Origin of the sequence: Pseudomonas stagnisoli, assembly GCF_048595745.1 — a bacterium.
GTDB classification, from domain to species: domain Bacteria; phylum Pseudomonadota; class Gammaproteobacteria; order Pseudomonadales; family Pseudomonadaceae; genus Aquipseudomonas; species Aquipseudomonas alcaligenes_A.
The window spans coordinates 2,803,544-2,817,567 of sequence record NZ_CP184361.1; the positions used below are offsets into that span (position 1 = coordinate 2,803,544).

17 protein-coding genes are annotated in these 14,024 nt (G+C 64.0%); 1 reads left to right on the forward strand and 16 read right to left on the reverse strand.

Features of this window, described 5'->3' with window-relative positions:
• Nucleotides 1-169 precede the first annotated feature (169 nt).
• From ACOAPY_RS13460 to ACOAPY_RS13520, 13 genes are all read right to left on the reverse strand, one after another.
• Nucleotides 170-952 carry a TatD family hydrolase gene (locus ACOAPY_RS13460; RefSeq protein ID WP_076424637.1) on the reverse strand — a complete coding sequence of 261 codons (783 nt, stop codon included), beginning with the start codon at nt 950-952 and terminating at the stop codon, nt 170-172.
• A gap of 73 nt (nt 953-1,025) precedes the next feature.
• Nucleotides 1,026-1,382: a PilZ domain-containing protein gene (locus ACOAPY_RS13465; RefSeq protein ID WP_021700465.1), complete on the reverse strand. Its 357-nt coding sequence runs from the start codon at nt 1,380-1,382 to the stop codon at nt 1,026-1,028.
• 36 nt (nt 1,383-1,418) lie between these two features.
• Nucleotides 1,419-2,405, reverse strand: a complete 987-nt coding sequence (locus tag ACOAPY_RS13470) for a DNA polymerase III subunit delta' (RefSeq protein WP_465153593.1) — start codon at nt 2,403-2,405, stop codon at nt 1,419-1,421.
• Entirely contained in the window at nt 2,398-3,030 is a 633-nt protein-coding gene (tmk, locus tag ACOAPY_RS13475; protein WP_465153594.1) for a dTMP kinase, read from the reverse strand. The genes ACOAPY_RS13470 and tmk overlap by 8 nt, the downstream gene beginning before the upstream one ends.
• 9 nt (nt 3,031-3,039) lie before the next feature.
• Complete coding sequence (gene mltG, locus ACOAPY_RS13480) at nt 3,040-4,077, reverse strand: endolytic transglycosylase MltG (protein WP_465153595.1); 1,038 nt, start codon at nt 4,075-4,077, stop codon at nt 3,040-3,042.
• 3 nt (nt 4,078-4,080) lie between these two features.
• Nucleotides 4,081-4,896: an aminodeoxychorismate lyase gene (gene pabC / locus ACOAPY_RS13485; protein WP_465153596.1), complete on the reverse strand. Its 816-nt coding sequence runs from the start codon at nt 4,894-4,896 to the stop codon at nt 4,081-4,083.
• Nucleotides 4,896-6,140, reverse strand: a complete 1,245-nt coding sequence (gene fabF, locus ACOAPY_RS13490; protein ID WP_465153597.1) for a beta-ketoacyl-ACP synthase II — start codon at nt 6,138-6,140, stop codon at nt 4,896-4,898. Before fabF ends, pabC begins: the two co-directional genes overlap by 1 nt.
• A gap of 109 nt (nt 6,141-6,249) precedes the next feature.
• Entirely contained in the window at nt 6,250-6,483 is a 234-nt protein-coding gene (acpP, locus tag ACOAPY_RS13495; RefSeq protein WP_021700471.1) for an acyl carrier protein, read from the reverse strand.
• A 180-nt stretch (nt 6,484-6,663) separates the two neighbouring features.
• Nucleotides 6,664-7,407 carry a 3-oxoacyl-ACP reductase FabG gene (gene fabG / locus ACOAPY_RS13500; RefSeq protein ID WP_465153598.1) on the reverse strand — a complete coding sequence of 248 codons (744 nt, stop codon included), beginning with the start codon at nt 7,405-7,407 and terminating at the stop codon, nt 6,664-6,666.
• A gap of 17 nt (nt 7,408-7,424) precedes the next feature.
• Nucleotides 7,425-8,363 carry an ACP S-malonyltransferase gene (fabD, locus tag ACOAPY_RS13505; RefSeq protein WP_465153599.1) on the reverse strand — a complete coding sequence of 313 codons (939 nt, stop codon included), beginning with the start codon at nt 8,361-8,363 and terminating at the stop codon, nt 7,425-7,427.
• A gap of 176 nt (nt 8,364-8,539) precedes the next feature.
• Complete coding sequence (gene plsX, locus ACOAPY_RS13510; protein WP_465153600.1) at nt 8,540-9,547, reverse strand: phosphate acyltransferase PlsX; 1,008 nt, start codon at nt 9,545-9,547, stop codon at nt 8,540-8,542.
• A gap of 3 nt (nt 9,548-9,550) precedes the next feature.
• A complete protein-coding gene (gene rpmF, locus ACOAPY_RS13515) occupies nt 9,551-9,733 on the reverse strand; it encodes a 50S ribosomal protein L32 (protein ID WP_021700475.1) in 183 nt (60 codons plus the stop codon).
• Nucleotides 9,734-9,746: 13 nt separating this feature from the next.
• The gene (locus ACOAPY_RS13520; protein ID WP_021700476.1) at nt 9,747-10,274 is read right to left on the reverse strand and encodes a YceD family protein; all 528 of its coding nucleotides are present in this window, start codon (nt 10,272-10,274) and stop codon (nt 9,747-9,749) included.
• A 105-nt stretch (nt 10,275-10,379) separates the two neighbouring features.
• Here ACOAPY_RS13520 and ACOAPY_RS13525 point away from each other — a divergent pair, with 105 nt between their 5' ends.
• Complete coding sequence (locus ACOAPY_RS13525) at nt 10,380-10,958, forward strand: Maf family protein (protein ID WP_465153601.1); 579 nt, start codon at nt 10,380-10,382, stop codon at nt 10,956-10,958.
• Nucleotides 10,959-11,011: 53 nt separating this feature from the next.
• Here ACOAPY_RS13525 and sppA read toward each other — a convergent pair whose 3' ends face one another.
• The 3 genes from sppA to rluC are packed head-to-tail and all read right to left on the reverse strand — an operon-like array spanning nt 11,012 to nt 13,611.
• Nucleotides 11,012-11,980, reverse strand: a complete 969-nt coding sequence (sppA, locus tag ACOAPY_RS13530; RefSeq protein WP_237044455.1) for a signal peptide peptidase SppA — start codon at nt 11,978-11,980, stop codon at nt 11,012-11,014.
• Nucleotides 11,973-12,665, reverse strand: coding sequence for an HAD-IA family hydrolase (locus ACOAPY_RS13535; RefSeq protein ID WP_465153602.1), 693 nt, complete (start codon nt 12,663-12,665; stop codon nt 11,973-11,975). Before ACOAPY_RS13535 ends, sppA begins: the two co-directional genes overlap by 8 nt.
• On the reverse strand, nt 12,658-13,611 hold the full coding sequence (gene rluC / locus ACOAPY_RS13540) for a 23S rRNA pseudouridine(955/2504/2580) synthase RluC (protein WP_465153603.1): 954 nt from the start codon (nt 13,609-13,611) through the stop codon (nt 12,658-12,660). The genes ACOAPY_RS13535 and rluC overlap by 8 nt, the downstream gene beginning before the upstream one ends.
• Nucleotides 13,612-14,024: the final 413 nt, after the last annotated feature.

A 14,024-nucleotide genomic window follows, 5' to 3' on the forward strand; every position in this document is an offset into this window, starting at 1 on the left:
AATTCCTGGCCAATACTGGAACTACTGGTGTGCGGCATCTCCCCCCAAGTGCCCCGCCAGTCTGGGTACCGTGGATCGCGTACCTTGTTTTACTCCTAATGGTCTTGACCCGGATTCATCCCCCAGAACCCGGGTTTTTTTTGTCCGCGATTTTTACCCGACGAGCCGATCAGGCAACCCTGGCCAGCGGAAACAGGCGCTTGAAGTTGGCCGTGGTCTGCGCGGCCAGGTCCTCGAAGCGCTCGCCGCGCACCATCGCCAGGAACTCCGCGACCTCGCGAACATACTGCGGCAGATTAGGCTTGCCACGGTGCGGGATGGGCGCGAGATAGGGTGCGTCGGTTTCCACCAGCAGGCGGTCGGCCGGCACCTTGCGCGCCACTTCGCGCAGGGCATCGGCATTGCGGAAGGTGACGATGCCGGACAGCGAGATGTAGAAGCCAATATCCAGCGCCGCCTTGGCCATCTCCCAGTCCTCGGTGAAGCAGTGCAGCACGCCGGCCTGCGGCAACGCCGCCTCGCGCAGCAGCGCCAGAGTGTCGGCACGCGCCTCGCGGGTGTGCACGATCACCGGTTTGCCGGTGATCTTCGCCGCCTCCAGATGCAGGCGGAACGACTGCTGCTGCAGCTCGGCCGCCTCCGGCTCGTAGTGGTAATCCAGCCCGGTTTCGCCAATGGCCACCACATGCGGGTGGTTCAGCTCGCCCAGCAGCCAGTCCAGTGCCGGCGCCTCGCCCTGCTCCAGATCCAGCGGATGCACCCCCACCGAGCAGTCGACATCGGCATAGCGTTCGGCCAGCGCCTTGACTGCCCCGGCGTTGTCGGCGCTGACGCCGATGCACAGGAAGTGCTGCACGCCACGGGCGCGGGCGGCAGCCAGCGCCGCATCGAGGGAACCATCGTGGGCCGCCAGATCGAGGCGGTCGAGGTGGCAGTGGGAATCAACCAGCATGGAATTTCTCTGTCTCTGAAATGACGAAGCGCCCGATTCGGGCGCTTCTACCTTGAAGCTCGATACTCACGAGTTACATGGTGTGGGTCGGGCGATCCGACTTCAGCGCACCGGCCAGGTAAGTTTCGATCTTGTTGCGCGCGGTGTTGTCGCCATCGTTGAACTGCACACCGACACCGGCGGCGCGATTGCCCTGAGCGCCCTTGGGGGTGATCCACACCACTTTGCCAGCCACCGGAATCTTCTCCGGCTCATCCATCAGGTTCAGCAGCATGAACACCTCGTCGCCCAGCTTGTAGCTTTTGGCGGTGGGGATGAACAGGCCGCCGTTGCGAACAAACGGCATATAGGCCGCATAGAGAACGGATTTGTCCTTGATGGTGAGGGACAGGATGCCGTTACGCGGTCCCAGATTCGGTGGCAAACTCATGCGCTAATCCTGGCAACTTAATCCAATTTCTCGATTCTAGCCCGGTCCGGGCAGGCTTGCCCACTGCACCAGCAGGGCTTCGAGAAGCAGAGCACCGTTCAGGTTGGCCTTGCCCAGCACCTTCTGCCGTTGCTGCAGCAACCAGTCCTGCATGGCCAGCAGCTTGTGCTGGGGGGTTTTGTCGGCCAGGTACTGCACCACCTTGCGCATGTCGGCCAGGCCCAGCCCCTCTTCATCGCGGCTCAGCTGGTAGCGCAGCATCAACTGCGCCCAGTCGCAGAACCAGTCGAACAGCATGGCCATCGGCAGGGTCTTCCACGCCTCGGCCAACTGACTGGGACTGGCCTGCTGCTTGAGCAGCTTCTTCACCCCCTCGACCACCAGCGCGCGCTGCTCCAGTACGCCCTGAGCGTGCAGGCGGCGCGCCATCAGCGGCGAGCCGGCAGCCAGCGCAAGCAGTTCGCCACGCTGCTCGTCACTCACCTCGGGCAGCGCCTGGGCCAACCAGGCCAGGCTCTGCTGCGGGCTCGGCAACGGACAGGCCTGCTGCACGCAGCGGCTCTTGACGGTCGGCAACAGGCGACTGGGCTGGTGACTGACCAGCAGCAGCACGGTATCGCCGGAGGGCTCCTCCAGGCTCTTGAGCAGGGCGTTGGCGGAGTTGAGGTTCATCGCCTCCACCGGCTCCAGCAACACCACCTTGCGCCCGCCCAGCTGTGCAGTCTGCACCACGAAGCTGACCAGCTCGCGCACCTGGTCGACCTTGATCGCCTTGTCCGCCTCCTCCGGCTCCAGCACGAACACATCCGGATGGGTACCGGCCGCCAGCAGGTGACAGGCCTTGCACTGGCCGCAAGCCTCCAGGCCCGCGGGCTTCTGGCACAGCAGCCGGGCCATCAGGCGCTCGGCCAGGTCGCGCTTGCCGATGCCGGCGGGCCCGTGCAGCAGGTAGGCGTGGGCATGCCGCGGGCGGCTCGCCAGCTGCTGCCAGAGTGGCTCCTGCCAGGGGTAGGCCTCAGCCACGGCAGCGCTCCAGAATTTCCGGCAGCAGCGCATCGATGGCCCGCTGCACTGCCTCCAGCGACTGCGCCGCATCCAGCACGCGATAGCGCGCCGGCGCGGCTTGGGCACGCTGCAGGTAGGTATGGCGCACGGCCTCGAAGAAGGCGCGCCCCTCCTGCTCGAAACGATCCAGGCGCCCGCGCGCGGCGGCGCGCGACAGACCGATCTCCACTGGCAGATCGAATACCAGAGTCAGGTGTGGACGCAGCTCGCCCTGGACGAAACGTTCCAGTTCGGCAATGCGCGCCTCGCTCAGGCCGCGGCCACCGCCCTGGTAGGCGTAGGTGGCGTCGGTGAAGCGATCACAGAGCACCACGGCGCCGCGCGCCAGGGCTGGGCGAATCACCTGCGCGAGGTGCTGGGCACGGGCAGCGAAGACCAGCAGCAGCTCGGTATCGCTGTCCATGATTTCGTCACTGGGCGCCAGCAACAGCTCACGGATGCGCTCGGCCAGCGGCGTGCCGCCGGGCTCGCGGCTCAGCACCACCTCGATACCCTGCTCGCGCAGACGCTCGGCGAGGTACTCGCGGTTGGTGCTCTTGCCGGCCCCTTCCGGGCCCTCCAGGGTGATGAACAGACCGTTCACGGGTTTTCCTTATCTGGGCGCGGGGCTGGAACGGTAGTCGGCGCGGCGCTTGAGCTGATACTCGCGCACGGCACGGTTGTGCTGCTCCAGGGTTTCCGAGAATACATGGCTACCATCGCCGCGGGCGACGAAGTACAGGCTCTTGCCGGCCACCGGATTGAGCGCGGCATGAATCGCTTCGCGGCCAGCCAGGGCGATGGGGGTCGGCGGCATGCCATCGATCACATAGGTGTTGTAGGGCGTCGGCTGCTGCAGGTGGGCGCGGGTCAGGTTGCCGTTGTAGCGCTCACCGAGGCCGAAGATCACCGTCGGGTCGGTCTGCAGGCGCATGCCGCTGCGCAGGCGGCGGACGAACACACCCGCGATCTGCCCGCGCTCCTCGGCCACGCCGGTCTCCTTCTCCACCATCGAGGCCATGATCAGAGCGTCGTAAGGCTTGCGATAGGGCAAGCCATCAGCGCGCCTGGCCCACTCCTCGTCCAGTACCTGGTCAAGGCGCGCGCTGGCCTGCTTGAGCAGATCCAGATCGCTCATGCCGCGCACATAGCGGTAGGTATCGGGAAAGAAACGCCCTTCCGGGCTGACACCGGCCAGGCCGAGCCGATCCATCAGCGCCTTGTCATCCAGATCGGCCAGGCGTTGCTCGAGCTTTTCCTGGCGCCCCAGGGCCGCGCGCACCTGGCGGAAGCTCCAGCCCTCGACCAGGGTCAGGCTGTACTGCACCACCTCACCGCGCCGCCACAAATCGAGCAGGTCGCGCGCGCTCTGCTGAGGGATCAGACGATATTCGCCGCTGTGCAGCGCCTGCCCAGACAGATTGAAGCGCCAGTAGAGACGCAACCAGAATGCGCCGTCGAGCACCCCCTCGCCCTCCAGGCGATTGAGCAGGCCACCAGGCGTATCGCCCGGCACGACCTCGATCAGGCGTTCACTCTCCAGCTTGAGCGGCTGGTCCAGGGCGATGCGCAGGCTCCAACCAGCCAGAGCCAACGCCAGCACGAGTGCCACCAGGCCGGCGACCAGCAGCAACAGCAACTTGCGAATCACGAATCAGGAATCCAGAAGACTGCGGATAAGGGCCTGCAGTTTACGGGTGAGCGGGCCGGCCGGCCAGACGCTGGCAGCCAGTTCGCGCACCGGCCAGATGCCATAGAGGCTGTTGCAGAGGAAAACCTCGTCAGCCTTGAGCAGTTCGTCGTAGCCAATGTCACGCACCTCACAAGAGATACCCAGGCGCCTCGCCTGCTCCAGCACCTCGGCGCGCATCACGCCGGCTACGCCGCAACGCGACAGGTCGGCGGTGACCAGTACGCCGTCCTTGAGCAGAAACAGGTTGCTGTAGACGCCTTCGATCACCCGCCCGGATTGATCACGCATAAGCCCTTCGGCGAAGGCAGGGTCCTGCCATTCTCCGCGGGCCAACACCTGCTCCAGGCGATTGAGATGCTTGAGGCCGGCCAGCAGCGGCTGCTCGGCCAGACGCGTGACACAGGGATAAAGGCATACACCCTGCTCGGCATTGGCGGCGGAATAGCGGGGTAGCGGGTTGCCCAGCAGGATGCGGCGCGGCTGCGCGGGTTGCGGCGGCGCATAACCGCGCAGACCGTCACCACGGGTGATGATCAGCTTGGCCACGCCCTCGCCCAGCTCGCTGAAAAAGGCCTGCAGCTCGATCTCCAGCGCAACCAGGTCGAGGTCGATGGCCAGCCGCCGCAGCCCCTCGGCCAGGCGAGCCAGATGGCGCGCCAGCAGAACGGCGTGACCGCCGCGCACGGCGATGGTCTCGAACAGGCCATCGCCATAGGCCAGACCACGGTCGCCCAGGGGCAGATCCGCGGCCGGACGGCCGTCGACCCAGCTCAGCATCAGCCGTTGAAACGGCGGAACACCAGCGATCCGTTGGTGCCGCCGAAGCCGAAGGAGTTGGACAGCACCGCGTCGATCGCCAGCGGCTTGGCCTGGTGGGCGACGAAGTCGAGGTCGCAGCCCTCGTCCGGCTCGTCCAGGTTGATGGTCGGCGGCGCCACCTGATCGCGCAGGGCCAGCACGCTGAAGATCGCCTCGACCGCACCGGCAGCTCCTAGCAGGTGGCCGGTCATGGACTTGGTCGAGCTGACCGACAGCTTGTGCGCATGCGCACCGAACACCGACTTCACGGCACAGGCCTCGGCCTTGTCTCCCGCCGAGGTGGAAGTGCCGTGGGCGTTGATGTACTGCACCTGCTCCGGATTGAGACCGGCATCGCGCAGGGCGTTGGTCATGCAGCGGGCAGCACCGGCGCCATCCTCGGGCGGCGAGGTCATGTGGTAGGCATCGCCGCTCATGCCGAAGCCCACCAGCTCGGCGTAGATCGTCGCGCCACGCGCCTTGGCGTGCTCCAGCTCCTCCAGCACCAGGGCGCCGGCGCCGTCGGACAGCACGAAGCCATCACGGCCTTTGTCCCAGGGACGGCTGGCCTTGGTCGGATCGTCATTGCGCGTGGACAGCGCGCGCGCTGCGCCGAAGCCGCCCATGCCCAGACCACAGGTGGCCATCTCGGCGCCACCGGCGACCATCACGTCCGCCTCGCCGTAGGCGATGTTGCGCGCGGCCATGCCGATGCAGTGGGTGCCGGTGGTGCAGGCGGTAGCGATGGCGTAGTTCGGGCCCTGCAGTCCCAGGTGAATCGACAGGAAGCCGGAAATCATGTTGATGATCGAGCCGGGCACGAAGAATGGCGAAATACGCCGCGGCCCCTGCTCGAACAGGGATTTGCAGTTGTTCTCGATGTTGGTCAGCCCGCCAATCCCCGAGCCCATGGCCACGCCGATGCGCTCGCGGTTGGCATCGGTGACTTCCAGGCCGGAATCACGCATCGCCTGGAAGCTGGCAGCAAGACCGTACTGGATGAACAGGTCGAGTTTGCGCGCCTCCTTGGCCGACAGATACTCCTCGACGTTGAAGCCCTTCACCGAACCACCGAAGCGGGTGGAGAAGGCCGACAGATCCATATGCTCGATCAGGCCGATGCCACTGCGGCCGGCCAGAATGCCCTGCCAGCTGCTGGCAACATCGGTGCCCAGGGGCGACAGCATGCCCATACCGGTAACCACGACGCGTCTACGCGACACTGCACATTCCTCTTGTTCGTTGAAACTGGCCGCCCCGACAAAGAAAAACCGCACGCCTTTTGAGGGGCAGTGCGGCTTCTCGGGGCCGAAAACCGGCGATTACAGGCGCTTAGGCGTGCGCGGTGATGTAATCGATGGCTTCCTGAACGGTGGTGATCTTCTCAGCCTGCTCGTCCGGGATTTCGGTCTCGAATTCCTCTTCCAGAGCCATCACCAGCTCAACGGTGTCAAGGGAATCGGCGCCCAGGTCTTCGACGAAGGAAGCGCTGTTGGTCACTTCATCTTCTTTGACGCCCAGTTGCTCGGCGACGATTTTCTTGACGCGTTCTTCGATGGTGCTCATGTCTAGTTTTCACTCCTAGTGGAAAAATTCCGTGCAGCTGGGCTGCAGTGTATAGAAAGGGTTTTCTAAGTTTCAAGCCGAATCCCCGGCCCCTTCCGAACTGCCGTCTACCGCCGGTTGCACTTTTGTAACGGACTTTAGACTGGTTTTATGACAGTTTCCTGAAGCGGCGAGTCACATTCAGCTCATGTACATGCCGCCATTCACCGGCACCGTGGCACCGGTAACGTAGGCCGCACCATCGGAAGCGAGAAAGCCTACGACCTTGGCAATCTCTTCGGCCTGGCCCAGGCGACCCAGCGGAATCTGGGTCAGTAGCGCTTCGCGCTGGGCATCCGGCAGCTCGCGGGTCATGTCGGTATCGATAAAGCCCGGCGCTACCGAGTTCACGGTGATCGAGCGCGAACCGACTTCACGCGCCAGGGCGCGGCTGAAGCCTTCCAGGCCAGCCTTGGCCGCCGCGTAGTTGGCCTGCCCGGCGTTACCCATGGCACCGACCACCGAACCGATGTTGATAATCCGCCCCCAGCGAGCCTTGGTCATGCCGCGCAGCACGGCCTTGGACAGACGGAACAGACTGTTGAGGTTGGTATTGATGACGTCGAACCACTCCTCGTCCTTCATCCGCAGCATCAGGTTGTCGCGGGTGATGCCGGCGTTATTGACCAGGATGGCGACGGCGCCAAAGTCCTTCTGGATCTGTTCCAGAACAGCCTCCACCGACTCGCTGTTGGCCACATCCAGCACCAGGCCGGCACCCTGAATACCCTGCGCCTTGAGCGCCTCGCCGATGCGCGCGGCGCCGGCTTCGCTGGTGGCAGTACCAATGACGATGGCGCCCTGACGGCCCAGCTCGAACGCGATGGCCTGACCTATGCCACGGCTGGCGCCGGTGACCAGAGCGACCTTGCCTTGCAGACTCATGCTTCTCTCCTTGTATCTCAGGCCAGCGCCGCATGCACGGCGGCGAAGGCTTCCGGGGTTTCCAGGCTGTGAGTGTTGATGCCTTTGACGCAACGCTTGTTGAGACCGGCCAGGACCTTGCCCGGGCCGCACTCGACCAGTTCGGTGACGCCTTGAGCGGCCAGGTAGGTCACGCTCTCCACCCAGCGCACCGGGCTATACATCTGAGCCAGCAGATCGCGCTTGAGGGTATCCAGATCAGCCGGCACCACCGCGCTGACATTCTGCACCAGGGCGATCTGCGGAACCTGCCAAGACAGGCCGTTGACTGCATCGGCAAACTTCTCGGCAGCCGGGCGCATCAGCGCACAATGCGACGGCACGCTGACCGGCAGCGGCATAGCGCGCTTGGCGCCGCGCGCCTTGCAGGCCTCGATGGCGCGCTCGACGGCAGCGGCGCTACCGGCGATCACCACCTGGCCGGGCGCATTGAAGTTGACCGCACTGACCACGTCGCCCTGCGCCGCCTCGGCACAGGCGGCCAGCACGTCGGCATCCTCCAGACCGAGAATGGCGGCCATGCCACCCTGCCCGGCCGGAACGGCCTGCTGCATCAGCTGACCACGCAGCTCGACCAGCTTGACCGCATCGCGGAACTCGATGGCACCGGCAGCGACCAGAGCCGAGTATTCACCCAGGCTATGGCCAGCGACAAAGGCCGGGCGCGAACCGCCTTCGGCCTGCCACAGACGCCACAGCGCAACCGAAGCGGTCAGGATGGCAGGCTGGGTCTTGTCGGTTTCATTGAGGCGCTCTTCCGGCCCCTGCTGGACCAGCGCCCAGAGGTCATAACCGAGCGCCTCGGAGGCCTCGCCGAAGGTGTCCCGGATCAGCGCCTGCTGGGCGCCAAGCTCGGCAAGCATGCCGAGCGACTGCGAACCTTGGCCGGGGAAGACAAATGCGAGGGAGGCAGACATCAAAACGTTCCCTTATCTAGTCGGAGGAAGCGGCGCGGGAGAGCCGAGCCGGAACTGCAGATTGGATGAAGCAACCACGAAGGGGGTCACAGGCTGCCAGGTTTGGCGATCGTCAAACAGCAGGCATTCAGGAGACGGGGCGGCACGGCAACAGGACACATGACCCGAGCCATGCGTCAGAGCAACAGATCCTCGAGACGACCGTGCAAACGCTGCGGCAGATTCTCGCGCACCTCGATCACAGCCCGACGAATGGCACTCTGGAACCCCTCGCTGCTGGCCGCGCCATGGCTCTTCACCACGATACCCTGCAGACCCAGGAAGCTGGCTCCGTTATGTCGCGCAGGTGCCAGCTCGCCACGCAGACGCTTGAGCAGCGGCAGCGCCACGGCACCCGCCAGCCTGGAGACAAAGCCTTCATTGAACAGCGCTTCGATCCGCTCGGAGATCATCGACACCAGGCCCTCACTGGACTTGAGCAGGATGTTGCCGACGAAGCCGTCACACACCACCACATCCGCCTCGCCGCGATACAGGCCATCCCCTTCGACGAAGCCGATGTAGTTCAGCCCCTGCGCCTGCTGCAGCAGGCTGGCAGCCAGCTTGACCTGCTGGTTGCCCTTGATGTTCTCGGTACCGACATTCAGCAGCGCCACCCGCGGGCGCACCACGCCCTGAGCCTCGGCCGCAACCGAGCCCATGACGGCGAACTGGTAAAGCTGCTCGGCGCTGCAATCGACATTGGCGCCCAGATCGAGCAGATGACAGACACCCCTGGCGGTCGGCACCGCGGTGACCATCGCCGGCCGATCGATGCCGGGCAGCGGCTTGAGCACATAGAGGGAAAGCGCCATCAGCGCGCCGGTATTGCCGGCACTGACGCAGGCCTTGGCCCGACCGCTGCGCACCAGCTCCAGCATGACGCGCATGGAGGCATCCGGCTTGCCGCGCAGGGCATGAGTGGGGCGCTCGTCCATGCTGATCACCTCGCTGGCGTGCTCGACCTGCAGGCGCGCGCGATCGACACCCGGATGGAGGGCAATCAGTTCTTCGAGGACGGGGGCTTGGCCGACAAGGACCAGATGAAGCGAGGGGAATTCAACCAGACTGGCGATGCAGGCTGGAACAATGAGATGGGGACCGAAGTCCCCACCCATTGCATCGATAGCGATCAAAGCGGACAAGGATTACTCGTCGGCGCCCTTGTCGATCACTTTACGGCCGCGGTAGAAACCTTCCGGCGACACGTGGTGACGCAGGTGAACTTCACCGGTGCTCTTCTCGACGGACAGAGCGTTGGCCTCGAGAGCGTCGTGCGAACGGCGCATGTCGCGGGCAGAGCGGGATTTTTTGTTCTGCTGAACAGCCATAACTCATTAACTCCTAAACGTTTGGGTCACGCTTTAACTGCGCCAAAACACTGAACGGGTTGGACCGCGATACCTCGTCCTGGCTCGGCTCGGGCTCGTTAGCACCGGCCGGCTGCTGGCAATCCTCAGGGTCATGGGCCGGAACGATGGGCAGAGCGAGCAAAAGCTCATCTTCGACCAGCGTCATCAGATCCAAGGGATCCTCACCCACTTCCAGCACGTCATAGCCCTTCGGCAGCGACTGGGTATCCGCACCTTCCTTTACCACCGCGTAATGACACTCGCTGCGGATCGGCAGGGCGACCAGTTCCAGACAACGCTGGCAAACCATCTTGACCTCAACCTCGAGCTCACTGTGAATACTCACAGCTCGACGCTCGCCACGTTCGAAGACCAGCTTCGCGCGCACCTTGCCGGAGTTATCTTCCAGCGAGTCGCACAGTCGCTCGAAACTGGCCAGCGGCATTTCCCCTTCAAGGGTAACACCGCGATCGGCGAGTTTGCGCGGATCAACGTGAGGTGGAATCGGTCCATTCGACATAGGCGCGGTATTCTAGGGATGCACCCTGCCCCTGTCAAAGGAATTTCCGCCCTGTCCGTTCACCGTCGCGGCCGCTAGAATCGCCGGCCCACCAAGAGAACGATCATGCTGCCACTGGTACTCGCCTCTAGCTCTCCCTATCGCCGCGAACTGCTTACCCGGTTGAGACAACCTTTCACCTGGGCAGCGCCGGCGATCGACGAAACGCCACTCCCGAACGAAAGCGCCGAAGCCCTGGTGCGCCGCCTGGCCGAAGCCAAGGCCCGCGCCCTCAGCGAACTGCACCCAGCGCACCTGATCATTGGCTCGGACCAGGTCGCCGTCCTCGGCAACCAGATACTCGGCAAACCTCACGATTTCAGTCGCGCCCGCAGCCAGCTAATGGCCGCCAGCGGCGCCAGCGTGACCTTCCTGACCGGCCTGGCCCTGTTCAATAGCACCAGTGGCCACTGCCAGGTTGATCTGGTGCCTTTCACCGTACACTTCCGCGCACTCAGTGAAGAGCAGATCAGCCGCTACCTGCAGGCGGAGCAGCCTTATGATTGCGCCGGCAGCTTCAAGGCCGAAGGCCTGGGCGTCAGCCTGTTTCGCGCCACCGAGGGCGAAGACAACACCAGCCTGATCGGCCTGCCACTGATTCGCCTGGTGCAGATGCTGGAGCAGGAAGGCATCGCCATTCCCTGAGCGCCTATATAAAGGAAGAAACCCGGCACACGCCGGGCTTCTCGCGGGCGCCATCAGCGCAGCGCCGGTCCCTGGAAGCCCATCCACAGCGCCAGACGCTCGGCCACGCTGGCGCCGAGTTTCTTGGTGAAGCGATCGAAGGGATTCTCTTCGCGAGTGAAGTCGACGATATCCTTGGCGCCGATCACCTCGCGGGCGACGTAACTGCTGCTACCCAGCGCATCAACCAGGCCCAGCTGCAGAGCCTGCTCGCCCGACCAGATCAGACCGGAGAACAGCTCCGGATGCTGCTCGACCTTGAGACGCTCGCCACGCCCCTTTTTCACGCTGTCGATGAACTGCTTGTGGGTGGTTTCCAGCACGCCCTGCCAGAAGCGCGTCTCTTCCTCCTTCTGCGGCTGGAAGGGATCCAGGAAGGCCTTGTGCTCACCCGAGGTGTAGACGCGGCGATCGACACCCACCTTCTCCATCACCCCGACGAAGCCAAAGGTGGCCGCAGTGACTCCGATGGAGCCAACCAGACTGGCCTTGTCGGCATAGATCTGATCGGCGGCGCTAGCGATGTAGTAGGCACCGGAAGCCCCCAGATCGCTGATCACTGCATAGACCTTGATGTCCGGGTACTCGCCACGCAGACGCTTGATCTCGTCATAGATGTAGCCCGACTGCACCGGGCTGCCGCCCGGACTATTGATGCGCAGGACAATGCCCTTGGTCTTCTTGTCCTCGAACGCCGCGCGCAGGCTGCTGACGATATTGTCGGCACTGGCCTCCTCGTCAGCCATGATCATGCCGCGCACCTCGATCAGCGCCGTGTGGTGCTCCGCCGAGGAGGCCGTCTTGTCCAGCTTCAGGGCCGGAGAGAACAATACAAGGGCGCCGAACAGATAAACGAACGCCAACAACTTGAAGAAAATGCCCCAGCGCCGCGCACGACGCTGCTCGACTACGCCTGCCTGGAGGGTTTGTTCCAGCAGTTTCCAGGCCTTTTCGTCACCCGATGCATTCCACTGATCAGACATACTCGCCAACCTCGACAGAGCCAACAGGTGCGCACCCTTCCAGCCAGGCACGCAATTCGGAAAACTCATTGATCGCCAACCGGGGCTCGTGAGCCCGCAGGCTATCCAACGGCTGCGCGCCGAAGCCCACCGCCACCGAATCGACCCCCGCATTGCGCGCCATCAGCAGGTCGAAGGCCGAATCACCGACCATCAGCGCCCGCTCCGGCGCAACAGCGCAATGCGCCATGATTTCATGCAGCATGCGCGGATGCGGCTTGCTGGCCGTCTCGTCAGCGCAGCGGGTGATATCGAAATAATCCAGCCAGCCGTGCCCTTCCAGCACCTTGTGCAGGCCGCGGCGACTCTTGCCGGTAGCCACCGCCAGACGATAACCCTGATCCCGGAAGGACTCGAGCGACTCGGCAACCCCCGGAAACAGCGCCGACGGCTCACTCTCCAGGGTCATGTAGTGCTCGCCATACCCCACCCGGAAGCGCTCGACCTGCGCCGCCTCGCGCAACTGGGGGTAAAGGGTCTGGATAGCCTCAGGCAGACCGAGACCGATAATGCCCTTGATCGCCTCGTCACTCAGCTGCGGCAGACCACAGACATCGGCAGCGCGACGCATGGACTCGACGATACGACCGATCGAGTCGACCAGAGTGCCGTCCCAATCGAAGATCAACAGCTGATAGTCAGGCACCGAGGCGCTCCAGGGTCTGCGCCCACATGTCGTCCACCTCGGCCTGCAGCTCCAGAGACTGACCATCCGGCAGCTCGATCTTCAGCTGGTAGGCATGCAGGAACAGGCGCTTGCCGCCCAGCTCGCGCACCTCGCGCGTGAACTCCTCGTCGCCGTACTTGGCATCGCCGGCAATCGAGTGCCCGGCGTGCTTCGCATGCACGCGAATCTGGTGCGTGCGCCCGGTGATCGGACTGGCTTCGACCAGGGTGGCGAACTCGCCGAAACGGCGCAGCACGCGAAACTCGGTGAGCGCCTCCTTGCCTTCGGGATTGACCTCGACCATGCGCTCACCGGAGCGCAGGTTGTTCTTCAGCAGCGGCGCCGCCACCTTCTTCTTGGAAGTCGGCCAGCTGCCACGCACCAGGGCCATGTAGCGTTTATCCACGCCATCGCCGCGCAGCGCCTCGTGCAGGTGGCGCAGCATGCTGCGCTTCTTGGCGATCATCAGCAGGCCGGAGGTGTCGCGATCCAGGCGATGCACCAGCTCGATATCCTTGGCATCCGGGCGCAACTGGCGGAATGCCTCGATCACCCCGTAATTGAGGCCGCTGCCGCCATGCACGGCGATGCCGGCCGGCTTGTTCAGCACGATCAGCGCCCTGTCCTCATAGACGATGGCCGCCTCCAGGCGCTCCAGCAGACTCTGCGCCAGCGGCGCTGGCTCGTCTCGCTCGGCCAGGCGCAGCGGCGGCACGCGAACGATATCGCCCGCCTGCAGCTTGTAGTCGGGCTTGATGCGCCCCTTGTTTACCCGCACTTCGCCCTTGCGCAGAATGCGATAGATCAGGGTTTTCGGCACACCCTTGAGGCGGGCGAGAAGGAAATTATCGATACGCTGGCCGGCATGATCCGGCGCAACCTCAAGCAGCTGAACGCCGGAGGTTGGGGAGTTGTCTGTAGTCATGCCCGCGATCATAACAATTTTTTATGGAATTGAAGCACTTAATCATTACTGCTATAGTCGCGAACGCCGCCAAAAGCGGCCCGGTCAGCGGATGATCGACAACCTTGCCATCCCTGCCGAGCGCAACCCATTCAGGACGTGAGGCCGTCCGACGGGATTCTCGCCGCACAGAGCGCGATGAATTCCGGAAACAAAGCCTTGAGCCAAAGAGCCCTGAGCGCAGAAGTCGCAACCAGGCTCGACAGACGCGCAGGCCCAGCCTGCGGTAATGCAAACCCGCTACGGATTCAGCGAGCGGCACCCGATTTCAGCGATACGTGTAGGGTGGAGATGCACAACCGTCGGACAGCGTAGCTACAGGCATTACCCAGACGCTTCACATTCGTCCGCACCGACCGGTTGATTCCTCCCCT